Annotated in this window: 17 protein-coding genes; 13 read left to right on the top strand and 4 right to left on the bottom strand. The window is 37.7% G+C overall.

Annotation, left to right across the window (positions count from 1 at the left end; genetic code table 11):
- Nucleotides 1–340 precede the first annotated feature (340 nt).
- The 8 genes from ACFILT_RS07980 to ACFILT_RS07945 all read left to right on the top strand — a co-directional run bounded on the left by ACFILT_RS07980 (nt 341) and on the right by ACFILT_RS07945 (nt 8578).
- A complete protein-coding gene (locus ACFILT_RS07980) occupies nt 341–2113 on the top strand; it encodes an SLC13 family permease (protein WP_375678280.1) in 1773 nt (590 codons plus the stop codon).
- 573 nt (nt 2114–2686) lie between these two features.
- A complete protein-coding gene (locus ACFILT_RS07975) occupies nt 2687–3358 on the top strand; it encodes a tetratricopeptide repeat protein (protein ID WP_375612087.1) in 672 nt (223 codons plus the stop codon).
- Between the two features lie 4 nt (nt 3359–3362).
- Complete coding sequence (gene der, locus ACFILT_RS07970; protein ID WP_375629773.1) at nt 3363–4787, top strand: ribosome biogenesis GTPase Der; 1425 nt, start codon at nt 3363–3365, stop codon at nt 4785–4787.
- Between the two features lie 1089 nt (nt 4788–5876).
- On the top strand, nt 5877–6311 hold the full coding sequence (locus ACFILT_RS07965; protein WP_375679873.1) for an AtpZ/AtpI family protein: 435 nt from the start codon (nt 5877–5879) through the stop codon (nt 6309–6311).
- A 7-nt stretch (nt 6312–6318) separates the two neighbouring features.
- Nucleotides 6319–7077, top strand: a complete 759-nt coding sequence (locus ACFILT_RS07960) for a F0F1 ATP synthase subunit A (RefSeq protein ID WP_375679872.1) — start codon at nt 6319–6321, stop codon at nt 7075–7077.
- Nucleotides 7078–7131: 54 nt separating this feature from the next.
- Entirely contained in the window at nt 7132–7362 is a 231-nt protein-coding gene (locus tag ACFILT_RS07955) for a F0F1 ATP synthase subunit C (RefSeq protein ID WP_005773968.1), read from the top strand.
- 143 nt (nt 7363–7505) lie between these two features.
- The gene (locus ACFILT_RS07950) at nt 7506–8072 is read left to right on the top strand and encodes a F0F1 ATP synthase subunit B (RefSeq protein WP_273790398.1); all 567 of its coding nucleotides are present in this window, start codon (nt 7506–7508) and stop codon (nt 8070–8072) included.
- Nucleotides 8073–8083: 11 nt separating this feature from the next.
- Nucleotides 8084–8578, top strand: coding sequence for a F0F1 ATP synthase subunit B (locus tag ACFILT_RS07945; protein WP_375678278.1), 495 nt, complete (start codon nt 8084–8086; stop codon nt 8576–8578).
- Nucleotides 8579–8702: 124 nt separating this feature from the next.
- On the opposite strand, the gene glyS is transcribed toward ACFILT_RS07945, so the two are convergent.
- From glyS to ACFILT_RS07925, 4 genes are all read right to left on the bottom strand, one after another.
- Nucleotides 8703–10925 carry a glycine--tRNA ligase subunit beta gene (glyS, locus tag ACFILT_RS07940; protein WP_375678277.1) on the bottom strand — a complete coding sequence of 741 codons (2223 nt, stop codon included), beginning with the start codon at nt 10923–10925 and terminating at the stop codon, nt 8703–8705.
- The gene (locus ACFILT_RS07935; RefSeq protein WP_375606430.1) at nt 10925–11866 is read right to left on the bottom strand and encodes a glycine--tRNA ligase subunit alpha; all 942 of its coding nucleotides are present in this window, start codon (nt 11864–11866) and stop codon (nt 10925–10927) included. The genes glyS and ACFILT_RS07935 overlap by 1 nt, the downstream gene beginning before the upstream one ends.
- A 91-nt stretch (nt 11867–11957) precedes the next feature.
- Nucleotides 11958–13652, bottom strand: a complete 1695-nt coding sequence (locus ACFILT_RS07930; RefSeq protein WP_375679856.1) for a tetratricopeptide repeat protein — start codon at nt 13650–13652, stop codon at nt 11958–11960.
- Nucleotides 13653–13747: 95 nt separating this feature from the next.
- Complete coding sequence (locus ACFILT_RS07925) at nt 13748–14824, bottom strand: polyprenyl synthetase family protein (protein WP_375613529.1); 1077 nt, start codon at nt 14822–14824, stop codon at nt 13748–13750.
- A 179-nt stretch (nt 14825–15003) separates the two neighbouring features.
- On the opposite strand from ACFILT_RS07925, the gene ACFILT_RS07920 reads away from it, so the two are divergent.
- The 5 genes from ACFILT_RS07920 to ACFILT_RS07900 all read left to right on the top strand — a co-directional run bounded on the left by ACFILT_RS07920 (nt 15004) and on the right by ACFILT_RS07900 (nt 19780).
- Nucleotides 15004–15792 carry a tRNA1(Val) (adenine(37)-N6)-methyltransferase gene (locus ACFILT_RS07920; RefSeq protein WP_375612094.1) on the top strand — a complete coding sequence of 263 codons (789 nt, stop codon included), beginning with the start codon at nt 15004–15006 and terminating at the stop codon, nt 15790–15792.
- Nucleotides 15793–15984: 192 nt separating this feature from the next.
- On the top strand, nt 15985–16833 hold the full coding sequence (locus ACFILT_RS07915) for a S49 family peptidase (protein WP_375612095.1): 849 nt from the start codon (nt 15985–15987) through the stop codon (nt 16831–16833).
- A gap of 238 nt (nt 16834–17071) precedes the next feature.
- Complete coding sequence (locus tag ACFILT_RS07910) at nt 17072–17980, top strand: 4-(cytidine 5'-diphospho)-2-C-methyl-D-erythritol kinase (RefSeq protein WP_375678273.1); 909 nt, start codon at nt 17072–17074, stop codon at nt 17978–17980.
- A gap of 199 nt (nt 17981–18179) precedes the next feature.
- Nucleotides 18180–18821 (top strand): ribonuclease HII, encoded by a 642-nt coding sequence (locus ACFILT_RS07905; RefSeq protein WP_375679855.1) that lies wholly within the window; start codon nt 18180–18182, stop codon nt 18819–18821.
- Nucleotides 18818–19780, top strand: a complete 963-nt coding sequence (locus tag ACFILT_RS07900; protein WP_375613034.1) for an L-threonylcarbamoyladenylate synthase — start codon at nt 18818–18820, stop codon at nt 19778–19780. Before ACFILT_RS07905 ends, ACFILT_RS07900 begins: the two co-directional genes overlap by 4 nt.

Raw genomic sequence — 19780 nt, 5'->3', positions numbered from 1 at the left:
GAATTGAGAGTGAAGATAAATTCTTTTAAGCAACGACAAAGGTTTAAATATAGCGTGTACCAGTTTCAACAATTATCTACTCTCTATATTAGAGTTATTCTCATCTTTTTTGCAATATAGCTTTATCAACTTTTATCAATTTTCTTTGGGTTCAGCACTTTATAGAAAAGCACGCATAATAAGGAGAGGCAAGTTTATGCGCATCATAATTTTTTATCACTTTAAAATTATCCTAAAATATTCCGATGTCTGCTTTTATCTTGCTGCTGTTTATAGGAATATTTAAAACATAAAAAATATGTTCTTGTTCATTATAATTTAATGGGGAGAGGTAAGTGTTATGACAGAAAATCAAATAATGGCTTTTTCGATCATTGGTCTCATGATGGTTGTTTTTATTTGGGATCGATTTCGTTATGATCTTGTTGCTATTTGTACTTTATTAACAGCTTGTGCCCTTGGTCTTGTCAGTCCGAAGGAAGCTTTTAGCGGTTTTAGTAATGATATCGTTATTATCGTGGGGAGTGTGTTTGTTGTCAGTACGGCTGTATCTCGCTCTGGTATAATGGAATTTATTATTCAACGGATATGGCCAGACGTGAAATCGGTGCGTCTTCAATTAGCGTTTTTGGTTCTTTCTGTTGTCGTATTATCAATGTTTGTTAAAAATATTGGTGCTTTGGCGATTATGCTTCCGATAGCTTTTCAGTTTGCACGTCGTTCTCAGGTTTCTCCTTCTGTCTTTTTGATGCCCATGGCCTTTGGTTCTTTGTTGGGGGGGCTTATGACACAGATAGGAACATCTCCCAATGTTGTTATTTCAGCGATGCAAGAACGTTTAGCAGGAACACCTTTTACTATGTTTGATTTTACACCAGTTGGTGCGGTTGTTGCGACGGCTGGTGTTGTATATTTGGTTCTTTTTTATTGGCTTTTGCCTGTGCGTGTGCGTTCAGGTGTATCATTTGATGATGCCATTGATATTCGTAATTATGTTGCAGAAGTGCATATTCCAATAAATTCACCGATTGTGGGAAAAAATATTGTTGATTTGGTTAAGCCATCAAGTGGTGATGTTATGGTGATTCAAATCATCAGAAACAAAGTATCTATTTCACCATTACCAGATTTTGTTTTGTCTGAAAATGATATTATTTTACTGGAAGGATCACATACAGGGTTAGATAGCGTGATGAACTCTGCTCGTTTAGAGTTTTCTAAGGGGCGAACTATTGCTGCAGGTGATAAGGACAGTGACATTGATATTATTGAAGCAGTCATTACCCATAATTCACCTCTTATTGGTATTAGTGCGAAAGAGTTTTCCCTATTTGATCACTATAATGTAAATTTGCTTGCGTTAAGTCGTCAACATGAAAGGGTGCGGGGAAGACTTGATGATATTATTTTCCATCTTGGAGATGTGATTGTTTTGCAAGGACAGGATGCAGTCATTCCAAATTTATTAAGAGAATTGAAATGCTTGCCCCTAGCAAAACGAAATATTGTGTTTGGAAATTTACGACATGGTTTCATCTCTTTAGCTGTTTTATTTATAGCAATTATTTTTACAGCTTTTCATATTGTTCCAGTTGCTTTTTCTTTCTTTTCTGCTGCTGCTGCAATGGTGATCTTTCGTGTTTTGCCCGCGCGTGATCTGTATCAGGCATTAGATGGCCCAATATTAGTGCTATTAGCGGCTCTTATTCCAGTGAGTGAAGCGTTAGAGAAAACAGGATGTACGGATCTCATTGGTCAATGGCTGAGCCAATTGGCAATATTTTTCCCGCCATCCGGTGCTTTAGCGCTTATGTTGGTGACAGCTATGTTGGTCACGCCATTTTTGAATAATGCAGCAACAGTGATGATGGTAGCACCAATTGCGTCAAGTTTTGCTCATTCCCTTCATTATAAGCCTGAAGCTTTTTTGATGGCTGTTGCAATTGGTGCGGGCTGTGAGTTTCTTACACCTATTGGACATCAAAGTAATATGCTCGTGATGGCGCCAGGAGGATATCGTTTTAGTGATTATCCACGTTTAGGTGCTCCATTGGCGGTGTTGATCGTTATTATTGCTGTTCCAATGCTTATGTGGGTTTGGCCCTTACAATAGGATATTTTTAGAAACTTTAAGAATCAATTATAAAAGGTTGTTAATCGTATGAAGATAAGTTGAAGGGATATACTTTATATATAGAGCTTTAACTGAAGATTTGGAATTATACCACACTGTAATCATGGCGCTTCGGTATTTTTGATACAGATAAAAATTTATCTATTTGGTTTTAGTAGATATTCATGGAAATTTACTGTTTATTCAAGTTTTTTCAAGAATTGGTTTTTCTATTATAATTGTATAATCCAATACAACCAACGATTGCGGTTGAAGACTTTAAAAGATTATTCCTCTATATAATGGAGAGAAAGTTCGCTTGAGATGATAGGCAATCATGATAAATATTAAGGCAGTGAATTTTTCATAATATGTAAAAGCTGTAATGTGAACAAACAGGGTGCTTACATCATTTTCGATTAAGACTGTTGCAAAAATCTGATTGAATTGGCTACATATTGATTTAAAATAAATAAACGAGCAATTTAAAGATTTTTAGTTAATTAGGGCTACCATCTTTATCCATTTATGCGTAAAAGCACAGGTGAAGTAACTTTTTTCAAGGTATGATATATGTCGTATGATAGTTTTATTGCTGAAGTGAATGCAGAATTTCGTCAGGAAAAGGCGCTTGCTTTTTGGAGACGGTATGGTTTTTCAATTATTGGAGCGGCTGTTCTTTTTATATTCATGATAGTTGCTTATCAAGTTTATCATCATACACAAATAAAGAAAGCTGGTTATATTGGTGATGCATTTGTAAAGAGTCTTGATCTTGCGGATACACGTGATTTTGATAAAGCGATAAAGCAATTAGAAACTGTTAAAACCTCTCATTTTGGGGGGTATCCTTTTCTTGCTCGTTTACGTGAGGCTTCTTTACTCATGGAGAAAGGTGATATTATTAAGTCAGTGGAGATCTTTGATTCTGTTGCAGCGGATGAGAAAGCACCGCAGATTTTGCAGAAAGTTGCAAAAATTCGGGCGGCTTATATTCTGGTTGATACAGGGACATTAGCTGATGTTGAAAAGCGCATCAAAGATATGGCAAGTGATACCGATCCTATGCGTATGTCTGCAAGAGAAGCTTTAGGCTTAGCTGCTTATAAGGCGGATAAAATGGATGAGGCGGTTTATTATTTTAAGAAAATTTCTGAAGAAGGTTCTTTGGGTTTAAAAATAACAGATCGGGCTCGAATGATGCTTGAGCTTATACAAGCTGAGGGCAAGGCAAATAAGGAATAAATCGATGAGCCTTACCATTGCTATCGTTGGTCGTCCCAATGTTGGGAAGTCAACACTATTTAATCGTTTGGTTGGGCAAAAATTGGCTTTGGTTGATGATAAGCCTGGTGTAACACGTGATCGGCGTATTCATGCGGCAAAACTTCAAGATCTACGTTTTGATGTGATTGATACGGCTGGGCTGGAAGAAGCAGGTGATCATACACTTGAGGGGCGTATGCGTTCTCATACAAAAGTTGCAATTGATGAAGCGGATCTTATTTTATTTGTATTTGATGCAAAGAGCGGAATAACACCAAGTGATTTAAATTTTTCTTCATTGGTTCGCAAATCAGGAAAGCCAATTGTGCTTGTTGCCAATAAGTCTGAGTCAAGAGCGGCAACAGGAGGAGAGTATGAGGCGTGGTCATTAGGTTTGGGAGAGCCATGCCCAATATCGGCTGAACATGGTTTGGGACTTAGTGATCTGCGTGATGCAATTATAGATGCTGTTGGGTCAGAGCATGTTTTTGGCAACAACAAAGAAGAAGATAGAATGATACAACCTGCATCTGTTGGTGATGATGTAAAGGATTTGGAAGAAGAGGAGCTTATTTACGATGAAAGTAAGCCCATTAGGATTGCAATTGCGGGGCGTCCCAATACAGGAAAATCCACTCTTATCAATAGTATGTTGAAACAAGAGCGATTGTTAACAGGACCAGAAGCAGGACTCACGCGTGATTCTATTTCTGTAGATTGGGAATGGCGTGGTCGTCATATTAAACTTTTTGATACTGCAGGTTTACGTCGAAAGTCAAGAATTCAAGAAAAATTAGAAAAACTATCTGTTGCAGATACTTTGCGTGCTATTCGTTTTGCAGAAGTGGTGGTCATTGTTTTTGATGCAACGATACCTTTTGAAAAGCAGGATTTACAAATTGCTGATCTTGTGATTCGTGAAGGGCGTGTTCCAGTTATTGCTTTCAATAAGTGGGACCTTATTGAAAACAGTCAGACCACATTGATTGATTTGCATGAAAAATGTGCGCGATTTCTTCCTCAAGTTCGTGGTTTGAGAGCTGTTCCTTTATCAGGACAATATGGTCAAGGGATTGATAAACTGATGGAAAATGTCATGATGATGCACCGTGTATGGAATCGTCGCATTTCGACGGCTAAATTGAACCAATGGCTTGGAACTGTTGTGGCACATCATCCACCTCCTGCGGTTTCTGGACGTCGACTTAAGGTTAAATACATCACACAGGTTAAGACACGTCCTCCTGGATTTATGATTTCCTGCTCGCGCCCCAAAAGTATGCCTCAGTCGTATTTGCGTTATCTTGTCAATGGGTTACGTGAAACATTTGATATGTCTGGTATACCCGTTCGCATATCATTACGCGCCTCTGATAATCCTTTTGCGACACGTTCCAAGAAGAAATGATAACTCTTTAATTTTTTAAGTGAATGAAATCTATACTTAAGAATCTTAAAAATAAGTTTTTAAATGATCGTTCTTTTCATAAAAGAAAAAGTTTTATTTGCTAAAGTTTTAATTTTATTGATAATCATTTATCATGAGCGCTATTGAATAGAGCTCTCTCATCTTGATAAAGATCATTTATTTGCATGTCATGAGAAGAGTTTAATAGGGAGTATTTAAGAAAGAGTACATAATCCTCTTAATGGGTTATTTAAGTGCAAGAATAGATGCAATATGAGGGTAGGGGAATATAATTATGATGCTTGTTTGAAAAGCAGCATTAGATTATCGTTTCATAAAAATAAAGCTTATGAATAAGCGCTTTTGCTTACGATAGTTTGTCTGAATAAAAAGCAAAAATATTTGCTGAATCTACGGATATTCAATTGTAAAGAGCGAAATTCATAAAAGTGGATTAAAATTGTATAAAGTAGTATGGTAATCGTATTTAAATTTTATTGTGTTCTATTGGCTTAATCTATTTGAAATTTTGGATTTATTAATATCTTGTATTTAAAGGACCTTCTCTTAATACCCTCAAGCTCATTTCGTGATGGGGCCTGTAATGGCGTATATAAAATACTTTGCGAATAGGATCATATAGAAACCATTGATTATTTCATTTTCATAAAATAAAAAGTGCAAGTTTATTCGAATAAAAGGAGAAAACCAATGCTCTCATACTGTTTTTAGCTTTCTATGTTCTCTTTCAAAACTAGGACTGATATAACATTGGGAGTCGGAAAATAAGATGGTATTGGTTTACAACTTTTGTTAAGTGTAAAAATGGTTGTTCTATGAGTTTTATATTATTCACGTGAACTTTTCGTTATACATTCACGGGTGCTGTCGTGAAATCGGTTTAGGTGCTTGGAATATCTTTTTAAGAAAGCATGTAAATTGAAAAATACGTTATTTCTGCAATAAAATTTATACGATAACTTGTGATAGATTTCTTTTAGTATCTTGACGAATAAATTCGGGAACAATATGATGCACACGGTTTTATGAAATGTATTCTTACGTTGCTTTTTAATTAAGGAGCCAATGATGGCGATGGGCGAGAAACCCGTTATGAGCCGTAAGGAGGCTGAAGAGGAAAAGCAAGGAGAGTGTCTTCATTCAGAGGATTTGGAATGTCGTAGTAGGAACTTAAGCGTAGCTTTAGTGCGCAAGCAAGCATTAAAGAAGCGGGAGCGTAGGAATAAGCGGGAAAAATCACAAGGAAGGATGGCAGGTGCAATTAAGCTTTCCAGTGAGTTTCTGGCAAGTATTATAGTTGGTATTGTTTTGGGGGTGGGGTTTGATAAGTTAGCAGGTTCATGGCCTTGGGGATTGGTATTTTTTCTCTTCTTTGGGTTTGCTGCTGGTGTATTGAGTATTCTTCGGTCTGTGGGGTATGTTTCCTCCAGTCAATTAGGAAAAAAAGGCGTATTGCGCCAAGATAAACAAAATAAAGGGGCCAATGAGAGGTCCGATAAATGAGGTTGAAGTGACAGCGCACGCTCCAGATCCTATTCATCAGTTTGAGGTTTTAAGGCTGATTAAGATTTCCATAGGAAATATGGATTTATCGTTTACAAATGTATCATTGTTTACAGTTCTCACGGTTGTTGTAACTTCTATTTTTCTCTTTATTTCATCATCGAGTCGTGGATTGGTTCCAACGCGGATGCAGTCTCTTTCGGAAATGGCATATGAATTTGTAGCATCGACTCTGCGGGAATCATCTGGTGTGCAGGGAATGCAGTTTTTTCCTTTAGTTTTTTCTCTGTTTACTTTTATTTTGGTTGCTAACTTTATTGGTCTCTTTCCTTATTTTTATACGGTTACGTCTCAAATCATGATCACGTTTTCGTTAGCAATGGTGGTAATTTTGACGGTGATTGGTTATGGCTTTTATAAGCATGGGGTCAGTTTTTTGAAACTGTTCGTTCCCAGTGGAGTTCCTGTTGTGGTTTTACCTCTGGTGACAATAATTGAGGTTATTTCTTTTCTCTCTCGTCCAATTAGTCTTTCTCTTCGTCTTTTTGCGAATATGCTTGCTGGTCATATTACGCTTAAAGTGTTTTCTGGGTTTGTTGTTTCAATGATTGGGGTAGGAATCGTAGGTGTGGGTGGTTCGATTTTACCGCTTATTATGACTGTAGCAATTACTGCTCTTGAGTTTTTGGTCGCATTTCTTCAGGCTTACGTCTTTACGGTTTTAACTTGTATGTATCTTAATGATGCAATTCATCCAGGACATTAATAGAACTGGCGGTTTTCCGTCGAATAATGCAATTTCGCTTTAAAGGAGAATAACATGGAAATGGTGCTTGCAGCAAAATATATTGGCGCTGGTCTTGCTTGCTTTGGTATGGCTGGAACAGCTTTAGGACTTGGTAATATTTTTGGTAGCTATCTTTCTGGTGCATTACGAAATCCATCAGCAGCAGATAGTCAGTTTGGACGTCTCGTCTTTGGTTTTGCTGTAACAGAAGCTTTGGGAATTTTTTCATTGCTCATTGCTTTATTACTTCTTTTTGGGGTTTAATCATTATCAAAAGGGTATATCTGTTCTTGCATGAGGAAAGATTTACCCTTTTAGGCTCTTAACTAGAGAGATGCCAGAGAGATGTTTGTCAGTTATCATCGGTTATAGAGGGCTTTAATAAGCTATTTAAAGGATGAAAGAAGATGTTTGTTTCAAGCGCTTATGCACAGAACACTGAAACGTCGATAGAACATATTAAAAAGGTAGCAGAGCATGCAAATCGTGTGTTTCCGCCTTTTGATTTTGTGCATTTTGGTTCGCATTTTTTCTGGTTGGCAATTTCTTTCGGACTGTTTTATCTTTTTATCTCCCGTGTAATTGTACCACGTATTGGCGGTGTTATTGAAACACGGCGAGATCGAATCGCATCTGATTTAGATCAGGCAATGCGCATGAAGCAAGAAGCAGACATTGTTGTTGAAACTTATGAGCGGAAATTAGCAGAAGCGCGTTTGAACGCGCAGGCTATAGCGCAGGTAGCTAGTGAAGAATTAAAAGAAAAGGCAGAGCTTGAACGGAAAGAAATTGAAGAGAGTCTAGAGAAAAAACTCGCAGATGCTGAAAAACAGATAGCAAAAATTCGGGATAAAGCGATGCAAAATGTTGGTTCTATCGCTGAAGAAGTAGCTCTTGAAATTGTGAAAAAATTGATTGACGTTGATATCAGCAAAGAGGCTGTTCGTTCAGTTGTTAAAACTGCGGATTATTGAGGAAGACAAAGATGACTGATACTTTTTGGGCATTTGTTGGGTTAGTTCTTTTTTTGGCTCTTTTAGTCTATTTCCAAATTCCACAGAGGGTTATACACCATCTTGATGCGCGCGCGAAACGTATCAAAGATGAACTGGATGAGGCTCTGCGTCTTCGTGAAGAGGCACAGGAAATATTGGCTGAATATCAACGCAAACATGCAGAAGCAGAAAAAGATGCGCAAGAAATTATTGCAGCAGCAAAGCATGAAGTTGAATCTGTTATTGCTGAGGCCCGTGCAAAAGCAGAAGAATATGTAAAAAACCGCAATAAATTGGCAGAACAAAAAATTGCCCAAGCAGAAGCGGATGCAATACGCATGGTTTCTTCATCGGCGATTGATTTGGCAATTTCTACAGCACGTACCATTATCGCAAGGAAAATAGATTCTAACAAGGCAGATGAACTTATCAAAGAGTCTCTTGAGAAAGAATCATTTATCAAAATGAAAACATATCTTAATTAATGATATTTGAGAGATAAAGAACAGTCTCTTTGGTTGCATAATTTTCTCAATATTAATTAATAAAAGTCATAAAAAAGAAAAAATTATCTTCATTGTTTTTATCAGTTAATAGGGTATTTTGATTTTAAATGACAAGTTTTGAGAAGTCTGCAACCGATTGTGTAACAATGTGAGTGCGTTTGAGAAGAGCAAGACGGTTAGCACGAACATCAGTTTTTTTATCATTCACCAATACTTTTTCAAAAAATATATCAATCAATTTTCCAAGTGGCGCTAGCACACTGAGTGCAAATGATAAATTTGTTGCATTGATGGGAGCAAGAACCTTTCTTTCTACTTCACAGATTGCATGATAGAGCTGCTTTTCTTCTTTCTCGACAAAGAGCTCAGGATTAATTTCATTCGCTATTGTTGTGCTTTTTTGAAATTCATTTTCAAGAATATTGGCAGTACGTTTTACAGAGGCTACAAAGTTCATTCCATCGTGGGTATTGATGAAAGCGATAAGCGATTCGACACGACGTGCAACCAATAAAAAATCATCAGAATCTTTATTTAAAACGGCTTCAAGGGCATCGTAACGAGCGCCTTCCTCTTTTAGATAGATTTTCAAACGGTCATGAAAAAAGAATAACAGATCTGATAAAATATATTCTGTTTTTTCTGGAAGCAGATTCTGCAATTGTGAATTTTCTCTTTGAGAGATTTCATATTTATTTTTTTGTTGTAAGAAAAGATTCGTTGCTAACTGGAACAGCGGCATAAGATTGATTTTCCAATCTCGCGAAAGTACAAGCCTAATAATTCCCAATGCTGCTCGTCTTAACGCATAGGGATCTTTTGAGCCCGTTGGTTTTTCATTAATGAGCCAAAAGCCAACGAGCATGTCAATTTTGTCGGCGAGCATAACGGTTATAGCAAGTGGTTCTTGTGGAAGACGATCTGTTGGTCCTTGAGGTTTATAATGGTCTTCGATTGCTACAGCTACGCGAGGATCTTCCCCTTGAAGAAGGGCGTATTTTTGCCCCATAACACCTTGTAGTTCAGGAAATTCTCCGACAATTTCTGTTTGCAAATCAGCTTTTGCAAGGATGGCTGCACGTTTTGCTAAAAGAGGATCTGTTTGTATCAAAGGGGCAATTTCTTGTGCGAGTGTAGCAATGCGTTCTATTCTTTTACCTTGTGTACCTAATTTAGCATGAAAGGTTACATTCAAATGATCAAGTCGCGCCATTCTTTGATCGAGAGGTTTTTTTATATCAAGCTCAAATTTTTTTATAGAAGATTCCAATTGTTGAAGATCAGGCAAATCATGCTGATCGGTTTGCCAAAAATGAAGTGCATCAGAAAGACGGGCACGGACAACCTTACTATTTCCTTTCGAAATTTCTTTGCCTTCATCATTTGCAAGAATATTAGAAACGAGAATAAAATGATGAGAAAGTTTTACTTTTTCTCCTTGTTTGCGGGTGACAAAACATTTTTGATTGGCTCGAATGGTCAAGCGAATAATTTCTGGAGGAATATCAAGGAATGATTTGTCAAAATCACCCATCAGGATAACAGGCCATTCAACAAGACCAGCAACTTCTTCTAGGAGGGGATTATCTTGAACCAGTTCTAAACCGTTTGCAAAGCAGAGATTTTGGGCATCAGCTAAAATAATATTCTTTCGTCTTTCGGCATCCAGAATGACTTTATGGGTTTCAAGTTGAGTAACATAGTCATCAAAGCGGCGCACTTGAAATGGCTCTCCATCACTTAAGAAACGATGACCATAAGTTAAATTATTGCTTTTAAGAGAACCAATTGTAAACGGAATAACATGTGTTTCACCAATTTCTTGTCCGAAGATGCAAAGAATGTTTTGTAAAGGTCTAATCCACTTCAAAGTACCACTTTGTGCTGAATCTTTTCCCCAACGCATAGATTTCATCCACGGAAAGTTGCGGATAATATCCGGTAAAATATCGGCAATAATTTCTTCTGCAGCTCGACCTTTTTTAACAATTTTAGCAATATAAAAATGACCTTTTTTATCATCATGTCCAATATGCGCTTCAGAAACATCATTTAATCCTGTTGCACGTAGAAAACCATCAATTACATGCTGTGGTGATTTTATACTGGGACCTTTGCGTTCTTCATGGACATCTTTGGAGCGTGTGGAAAGTCCGCGTATGTCCAATGTTAGCCGACGAGGTGTCCAATATTCACGAGCAGCTTCATAGATCAATCCAGCATTCACAAGTTGATCTGTAACAGATTTCTTAAGATCAGCAGCAGCTTTTCGTTGCATACGTGCGGGGATTTCTTCACTGAAAAGTTCAAGAAGAAGATCAGACATTAGGCTTCTCCAGTATATATTTGTCCAGCTTCTGTGAGTAAGAAGGCTTCCCCACAACGGCGCGCGAGATTACGAACGCGAAGAATGTAATTTTGTCGTTCGGTTACAGAAATAACGCCACGTGCTTGCAAAAGATTAAAGATATGGCTCGCTTTAATACATTGATCATAGGCAGGAAAAACACAGCGATGGAATACATTTTCTTTATTTGGTTTTCCAGCATCAAGAAGTGCGCTGCATTCGCGTTCTGCATCGATAAAGTGCTGATGGAGCAGTTTTGTATCAGCAAATTCGAAGTTATAATATGAGTATTCCTGTTCTGCCTGTAAAAAAATATCTCTATAACTTATTTTGTTTTCTCCCTCCAAACCATTAAAGTTAAGGTCATAGACGTTATCAACCCCTTGGATATACATCGCTAGACGCTCAAGACCGTATGTGAGTTCCCCTGAAACTGGAGCGCATTCAATGCCGCACACTTGTTGAAAATAAGTAAATTGAGAGACTTCCATTCCATCGCACCAACATTCCCATCCAAGCCCCCAAGCACCAAGAGTGGGACTTTCCCAATCATCTTCAACAAAGCGAATATCATGCAGTTTTGTATCAAGCCCGATAGCTTGTAGCGACTTTATATAAAGTTCTTGTAGATTGAGCGGAGAGGGTTTGAGAAGCACTTGGAATTGATAATAGTGTTGTAAACGATTTGGATTCTTACCATATCGGCCATCTGTTGGACGTCGAGAGGGTTGGACATAAGCAACTTTCCAAGGGCGTGGTCCTAGAGAGCGTAATGTTGTTGCTGGATGAAAAGTCCCAGCTCCGACTTCCATATCGTAAGGTTGCAAAATTGCACACCCATAGTGTGCCCAATAATTTTGCAAAGTTAATATTAGTCCCTGAAAAGAACGTTTTGGGTTAAGATGTTCAGGCAGTTTCACGCTTTATACTCTTTATATTGGACTAAACAAAAAACCAAAGTAATTTTAGTTTCTCTATTTATTATTCATGTGGTTTATGGTTAAGCATCGTTTATTGCAAACCAAATTTCAACTTTTCTTGAATTTGTTCAGAATTTTCTGGTTTTCCGTCAATTGCGTGATTCCATTGAAAGATTGCTTCACGTTTACGCCCAACTTTCCAATAGGCATCCCCTAAATGATCATTTAGTGTTGGGTCCTCAGGTTGTAATCTGACAGCATTTTCTAATATTTGCACTGCTTTATTATATTCTTTTAGTTTATAATAAGCCCACCCTAAAGAATCGAGAATATGACTGTTGTGAGCTTGTAAAGCAGAGGCTTTTTGTAGCATACGGAGCGATTCTTCAAGCTTCTCACCACGTTCCACAAGGGAATAGGCTAAATAATTAAGAACCTGCGGTTGATTTGGGAAAAATTCAAGTGATTTTCGCAAGTCAAGTTCTGCTTTTGGCCATTGCTTTAAACGTTCAAAAGCAATACCACGCTGATAAAAGAGTTTCCAATCGTCCTGCTGAAAGTTTTTTATCTTTGTAATAGCGTAGTCTAGAGTTTTAATGGCCTCAAGAAATTTATTGTCCTGCATATAAAAAGCAACGAGCGTTATCAAAATATTACGATCATTGGGAAATTTTTTATTTAACAATGTGAGTAATTTTATTGCTTCTTTGTAATTGTTGTTATTGGCAAGAAGGAATGCAAGATGAAGTTGTCCATCTTTATAATAAGGAGATTTAGGGGATAAAGCGCGATAAAGTTTAATTGCTTGATGTGGATCGTTCAATTTAGCAGAAATGTGTGCGAGCTGAAACAGTGTTGCGTCATTTTGAGGGTATAAGGCGAAAGATAATTGCTTAAAAATACGTGCAATTCGCCCTGAGTTTTTGTAGTTGAGGGCTGTTCCAAAATTATATAATACCTCGGCTGCTCCTTGTTGAGGTGTTTTAATAACTCTCTCTAAGAAAGAATTTTTTTCAATTTTTTCTTGAAAGTTTTTAAGGACTTCTCGACCTGACAACATTTGTTCGCCATGCTGGATTGTTTGAAGAGCTTGGTTGCGCATATTATGGCGCAATTGGAATGAGGCATAGGCTATGATAATACGCTCATAAGTATTAGGAGCGATAAGAGTTCCCTGTTTGTTACTCAGTGCTTTAATGAAATATTTTTTTGCATCCTTTGGCCGTTCTGCAAGGTCGCTCATAAGTGCTAGATGATAAGATATAAAAAGATCATACCAGACAGGACCTTTGAGTTTCTTAAGATCATCGATTGCCTGAGATTTTTGTCCAGATCCAAATGTAATCCAAGCGCCGATGAGTTCAGGTATTGGATTATTGGACGTAGGAAGTTCCTTTAATTTCAGAAGAGCCTTGGCATTCTTATAATCTTTTTTGATGAGACTTTCTACTGACAAAGTTAAGGAAACAAAGGGAGTTATAACATCGTTCTCTTTGAGTTTTTGGGCTTGTTGGACAGCTTCTTTAAAGTTTCCGACCGAGAGCATAGCTTCAAGGAGCTCTTTTTGTGTTTCAATGTTATCAGGTTGATAAACCAGTGCTTGTTTAAAATAATTGATAGCAAGTTCTGTTTTATTTTCATGATTTGCAACCCGTCCAGCTAAATAAGCACCTGTAAATGAGCTTGTATGAGTTGCTGCACTTATTTTACTGTAGGTGAGGGATGGTATCAGCATGATACCCACGATAAAGAGGGCAAAAAGTCGAGATACCGTTGCAGAGCACATGGAGCTAATCCTTTTCAAGATAATCAATTGATGGTGTTGTTTATAGATCATATCTCATTACTTTGTTGAGAAATACTGCGATTCTTGCAAAGAATTCAGTTTACGCGCGCAATACAAAATTCAACAGTCTCAACGAGAGCATTATAAGCAAGATTTTCATTCATGGGAACAAGAGCATCAATTGCATATTTTCCATAGATGCGTGCTTGTTCTATTGTATCTGTGATACTATCATACTTTTCCATTAAGTGTTGCGCGTGTGCGAAGGATTCATCATTATTATTGCCATCTTCAAGCGCTTTTTTCCAGAAATCTTTTTCTACCATATTCCCACGCTCATATGCGAGAATAACAGGCATTGTGATTTTTCCTTCTCTAAAATCATCCCCTATATTTTTTCCTAAGTTTTGAGCACTACCGCTATAGTCAAGTGCATCATCAATTAATTGGAAAGCTAAACCTAAGGATGTTCCATATTCACGTAATGAAGAACGCTCTTTATTTCCATAGCCAGCAATAATGGGTCCTACTTCAGCGGCTGCTGAAAAAAGTGCTGCTGTTTTTGCATCGATGATTTTGAGATATTCTGAAGGGCTGGTTTTTATATTTTTTGCGGCAGAAAGTTGCATAACTTCTCCTTCAGCAATAATTGCAGCAGCGTTGGCTAGGACAGAGAGCGCTTCTATGGAACCGACATCGACCATCATTTTAAAGGCCTGGCCCAATAGGAAATCACCAACAAGTACACTTGCTTGATTCCCCCAGATCATCCGTGCTGTAGATTTTCCACGTCGTAAATTACTTTCGTCAATCACATCATCGTGTAGCAATGTTGCTGTATGCATAAATTCAACAGCTGTTGCGAGTTTTATATGCCCGTCACTTTGATAACCAAACATATGAGCAGAAGCGAGCGTAATCATTGGGCGTAATCGCTTTCCACCTGATGAAATAAGATGGTTAGAAATTTCAGGGATCATCTCAACCTCTGATTTTGCCATAGAGAGAATAAATTGATTTACGCAATCCATATCTTTTTGAGTAAGATTGACAAGAGATTGAAGAGAAATTTGATTATTTCTTATTTGTTTTGGTTTGATAGCTGCACTCAATGTGTTTACTCCTAGAGTATTGCAATGGACATATATAAAATTTACTTTATTCATTAGCATAAAGGGGGTTTGGTTTTGACTCAAGCTTTTGATGTCGTTTAAAAGTGTTAGCTTGGAATGTTATTGGCAAGAAATGTTCTTTAGCGAGTGTAATCTTATTGTTATGAAATAATAAAAAATTTAAAATAGTAGCTGAATGGCAAAAATGCAATTTATAAAGGTGAGCATTAGGCTTTTAAATGGATAAAGCAGCGAATCAGAGTGGTGAAACAATTGACAGTTTTCACCGCGGAAAATTTTATTTGGTTCAACCCCATAAATATGGTCATCGTTCTGGAATGGATGCGATGTTATTAGCTAGTTTGGTTCCAAGTGATTTAAAGGGCAAGGTTGTTGATTTAGGTGCAGGTGCTGGAGCTGCGGGTTTGGCTGTTGCTTCGCGTTGTCTGAAAGTTCATGTTACCTTAGTTGAACGTTCAGCTTTTATGGTATCTTACGCTCAAAAAACGCTTATGCTAAAACAAAATAAACAATTTGCTAGCCGAATTTGTTTGCTAGAAGCAGATGTTACCTTCAAAGGGAATGCCCGTATAAAAGCAGGTTTGATAGATAATAGCTTTGATTTTGCGATTATGAATCCACCTTTTAATAATCCCACCGATCGTAAGACACCTGATAAACAAAAATCTGAAGCACATGTTATGTCTGAAGCAATGTTTGATAACTGGTTGCGGAGTGCAGCAGCTATTGTTAAGCCAGGTGGATACTTAGGGCTCATTGCACGTCCACAATCGTTGACAGATATCTTGCATGCTTTAGAAGGGCGTTTTGGTGGTATTTGTATAATTCCTGTGCATGCCCGTGCGAAAACAGCAGCAATTCGTCTTTTATTTTACGCAAAACGAGGAAGCAGAGCAGCTTTATCTATTTTACCGGCATTGGTTATACATGAAGGTAATGACCATACTTTTTCACCTCGAGTTGATGCAATTAATAATGGATATATAAGCTTGTGGGAACTTTTCTAATAGTATCTTGTGTTTTTTAGTTTATTATTTAAAGTCTACACTTTGTCATTAGGGAGGCTTAGCTTTTGGGTGAAGTTATATTTCTGATTGTAATGTGGGGATTGATTGGCGCTTTTGGATGGTATCACGTTGTTCCTTTTTGTTGTCCTTGCCTATTTAATTGTTCTTAATTTATAAGGAGATTTTGTTTTGATGGATTTTATTAAAAGTTTTATTCCACGCCGTTTTTCTTCCGATAAACTTGAAATTCCTGTGGTGCGCCTTCAAGGAGCAATTATGGATTCATCAGCATCTATATCTCGTACCCTTTCCCTTAGTAGGTGTGCAAATCTTTTAGAGAAGGCTTTCGCACACAAAAAGTCACCGGTTGTTGCACTTATTATTAATTCTCCTGGTGGTTCACCTGTACAATCGCGTTTTATCTTCAAGCGCATTCGTGACTTGGCAGAAGAAAAAAATAAAAAGGTTCTTGTGTTTATTGAAGATATTGCAGCATCTGGTGGTTATATGATTGCTTGTGCAGGGGATGAAATTTTTGCAGATCCTTCTTCAATTGTTGGTTCCATTGGAGTGGTTTCTGCTTCCTTTGGTTTTCCGGAACTTTTGAAGAAAATTGGTATCGAACGGCGTGTATACACAGCAGGAAAGAACAAAGTTACATTAGATCCATTTCAGCCAGAAAAAAAGGCGGATATTGAGCATTTGAAATCTCTCCAACTTGAAGTGCATCAAACTTTTATCGATTTGGTTAAAGAACGGCGTGCTGAAAAATTATCAGATGATTCGAATCTCTTTACAGGAATGTTTTGGAGTGGAAAACAAAGCGTTGGGCTTGGTCTGGTTGATGGATTGAATGATGTACGTTCTGTTATTAAGGAGCGCTTTGGTAATGATGCAAAACTTCGACTTATTATGCCTCCAAAAAGTTTTTTAGGACCTAAAACGCCTTCAGGAGTGACGGCACATACGGTTTATACAGTCGTTGATAGTGCATTGATGGCAGCAGAAGAGCGAGCTCTTTGGCAGCGTTATGGTTTGTGATGGAAAGGATCATTCAAGCCAGAGAGATTTTTATCTAAAAACAGATACTAGAAGAAAAAAGGCTTGAAATGATAAGAATGAGAACATGTCGTTTATTTTGTATGAGAACTCTTTATATTTATTGTTTTTTTAGAAAACGATTAAGAATATTCCAAGCTGTTTATAGGGCTCGTGCTAAAAGTATGGGTAAAAGGGGGGAATTTTTAAAAGAACCCTATGTAAGTGAATATTACGTCATATGATATCAAATGTACAAACTTCGTTCCAAAGACATTCCTATTTATTTACACCTATTAAATTGAATTTAGCTTTACATGTTGTGGGGCAACGTGTTGATGGGTATCATTTAATAGAAAGTTTGGTTTATTTTAGTCTTAGTGGTGATTGTCTACACTATGCACCTTGTGAAAATAATCAGTTTGTTTTGACGGGATCGTTTGCAAAAGGACTTGTTTCTCATTTAGACAATTTGGTTATTTGCGCACGGGACTTTATGCATAAGACTTTTCCGGAATGTGCTCAACCTGCTTTTTTTCGGCTTGTAAAAACATTACCTGTTGCTTCAGGCATTGGTGGCGGCTCAGGTGATGCAGCTGGGGTTATCAGCATGTTGCGTCAACAGTGGAATCTTGATTGCCCTTACGAAGAATTAGCAAAAAAGAGCTTAGTTCTTGGTGCTGATGTTCCCATGTGCCTTTGTGCATTAGAATATCAGCAGCCGCTTTTGGTTAAAGGAATTGGTCAAGAGATGATACGACTAAAAGAAGCTTGTTCATTAGCAATGGTATTGGTTAATCATGGACAAGAGATTTCAACACAAGCTGTTTTTAAAGCGTTAGAGAAGCGTCATAATCCTTCTTTAAAAATTAATACAGACGCTTTAAAAAGTGTTGATTCATTGGTTGAAGCTTTACAAGAAACGCGTAATGATCTTTTTTCTCCTGCATTAAAAATAGCACCTCAGTTAGCTGAAGTGTTATCTATATTAGATGAATGTGGGGCTCTTTTTTCCCGTATGTCTGGAACGGGAGCAACTTGCTTTGGCATTTTTAAAAATAAACAAACGGCGCAACAAGCAGCTCTTTTTATCAAATCAATGCACCCAAATTGGTTTGTAAAACCTATCATGACTTTAGGAAATATTTGATAAATAAATATAAAAGCTTTTATTTCATCATGATTTTATTATACATAATGAAAGAGGGTAACCAAAGAAATGTGTTTTTTTATTTTTTGTGCAAGAATTCGCGGAATGTTTGAAGAGCCATTTAAAACTGTAATGCTTGCAAAAAATGATTAGGCTACAGAAATAGATGTATGTTTGTTGTATTTGTGATGTATCAAAGATGTTTAATTTGCCGCTTCAACCAAATTTTTCGTGCGAATTGGATTTGCAAAAACAGGGTTTTTTTCATATAGCAGGTGTTGATGAAGTAGGACGGGGGCCTCTCGCTGGACCTGTGGTAACAGCAGCGGTTATCTTGGATAAAGATCGTATTCCTAATGGGTTAAATGATTCAAAAAAACTTTCTTTTCTCCAACGAAATAGACTTTATCATGAAATTTTGCAAAGTGCATTAGCGGTTTCAGTCGCCAGTCTTTGTGCTCGTACAATTGATCAATCCAATATTAGAAAAGCAACTTTAGAAGCAATGCGTCGCTGTATTATAGGATTAGCCATTCCAGCCCACTATGTTCTTGTTGATGGGCGTGATATTCCTTCTGAGTTGTCCTGTCCTGCAATGGCGTTGATTAAGGGCGATCAGCGTTCAGTTTCAATTGCAGCCGCATCTATTATTGCGAAAGTAACGCGTGATCGGATGATGGAATGTACAGGACAAGTTTATAAAGGGTATGGTTTAGAGAAGCATGTAGGTTATGCAACGCTAGCGCATCGTACAGCTCTTGATAAATATGGACCAGTTATAGGATTACATCGTTATAGTTTTGCACCACTAAAAGAGTGTTATAGAAATGATGTGTCATGACGATTCTACCACTCGATAGTGCTTCGATAAGAGAGGCAATAGCGCTTCTTGAACAAGGGAAGTTAGTAGCGTTACCAACGGAAACTGTTTATGGATTAGCGGGCGATGCAACCAATGGGAGGGCAATTTCTTCTATTTATTCTACAAAGGGTCGTCCACAAATTAATCCTCTTATTGCGCATGTTAGCGGCATCGAAATGGCGGAACGTTATGTTAAAATTGACTTTCTTTCACGCCAATTAATAGAAGAATTTTGGCCAGGGCCTTTGACATTGGTTTTGCCTTTAAAGGAACAGCATAATATCCATCCTTTAACAACCTCTGGTTTGAATACCTTGGCTGTTCGTTTTCCAGACAGTCGTTTTGCGGAAGTGGTACAACATTTTGGCCGTCCACTTGCTGCTCCTAGTGCGAATCAATCGGGGCGTCTTAGCCCTACTTCAGCTGAGGCTGTTTTTGCATCTTTGGGGGAATCTGTTCCTTTGATATTGGACGGAGGACCTGCTAAAATAGGGCTGGAATCAACGATTATTAAAATTTGTGGTGAAAATATTTATCTTTTGCGTCCAGGGGGGCTTGCGGCTGATGAAATTGAAGAGGTTGTGGGGAAGCCTTTAAAACGGATAGATCAAAGGGCGGCGATTGAAGCTCCTGGGATGTTAAAATCGCATTATGCTCCCAATGCTACGGTTCGTTTGAATGTAGAAAAGGTGGAAAATGGTGAAGCGCTTTTAGCATTTGGTTCAAAGCGTGTTATGGGGGCTGAAAATGCCGTTTCTATTTTAAACCTTAGCGAAGATGGAAAGTTGGAAGAGGCAGCCTCTCATTTATTTCAATATATGAAGGAATTAGATTCATTTAAAGTGAGATGTATCGCAGTAGAACCTATTCCATCATACGGATTAGGAGAGGCTATTAATGATCGTCTTATACGTGCTGCGGCTCCAAAGGAGAAATGA

It is taken from the genome of Bartonella sp. AP7XZML, assembly GCF_042195745.1.
Classification (GTDB): Bacteria; Pseudomonadota; Alphaproteobacteria; order Rhizobiales; family Rhizobiaceae; genus Bartonella.
The sequence above is the reverse complement of the archived record's forward strand: the minus strand, read 5'-3'. Positions and strand labels throughout refer to the sequence as shown.

Coding starts and splice junctions, on each gene's coding strand:
- ACFILT_RS07980 (WP_375678280.1), top strand. CDS start 341: ATGACAGAAAATCAAATAATGGCTTTTTCGATCATTGGTCTCATGATG.
- ACFILT_RS07975 (WP_375612087.1), top strand. CDS start 2,687: ATGTCGTATGATAGTTTTATTGCTGAAGTGAATGCAGAATTTCGTCAG.
- der (WP_375629773.1), top strand. CDS start 3,363: ATGAGCCTTACCATTGCTATCGTTGGTCGTCCCAATGTTGGGAAGTCA.
- ACFILT_RS07965 (WP_375679873.1), top strand. CDS start 5,877: ATGGCGATGGGCGAGAAACCCGTTATGAGCCGTAAGGAGGCTGAAGAG.
- ACFILT_RS07955 (WP_005773968.1), top strand. CDS start 7,132: ATGGAAATGGTGCTTGCAGCAAAATATATTGGCGCTGGTCTTGCTTGC.
- ACFILT_RS07950 (WP_273790398.1), top strand. CDS start 7,506: ATGTTTGTTTCAAGCGCTTATGCACAGAACACTGAAACGTCGATAGAA.
- ACFILT_RS07945 (WP_375678278.1), top strand. CDS start 8,084: ATGACTGATACTTTTTGGGCATTTGTTGGGTTAGTTCTTTTTTTGGCT.
- glyS (WP_375678277.1), bottom strand. CDS start 10,925: ATGTCTGATCTTCTTCTTGAACTTTTCAGTGAAGAAATCCCCGCACGT.
- ACFILT_RS07930 (WP_375679856.1), bottom strand. CDS start 13,652: ATGTGCTCTGCAACGGTATCTCGACTTTTTGCCCTCTTTATCGTGGGT.
- ACFILT_RS07925 (WP_375613529.1), bottom strand. CDS start 14,824: ATGCTAATGAATAAAGTAAATTTTATATATGTCCATTGCAATACTCTA.
- ACFILT_RS07920 (WP_375612094.1), top strand. CDS start 15,004: ATGGATAAAGCAGCGAATCAGAGTGGTGAAACAATTGACAGTTTTCAC.
- ACFILT_RS07915 (WP_375612095.1), top strand. CDS start 15,985: ATGGATTTTATTAAAAGTTTTATTCCACGCCGTTTTTCTTCCGATAAA.
- ACFILT_RS07910 (WP_375678273.1), top strand. CDS start 17,072: ATGATATCAAATGTACAAACTTCGTTCCAAAGACATTCCTATTTATTT.
- ACFILT_RS07905 (WP_375679855.1), top strand. CDS start 18,180: ATGTTTAATTTGCCGCTTCAACCAAATTTTTCGTGCGAATTGGATTTG.
- ACFILT_RS07900 (WP_375613034.1), top strand. CDS start 18,818: ATGACGATTCTACCACTCGATAGTGCTTCGATAAGAGAGGCAATAGCG.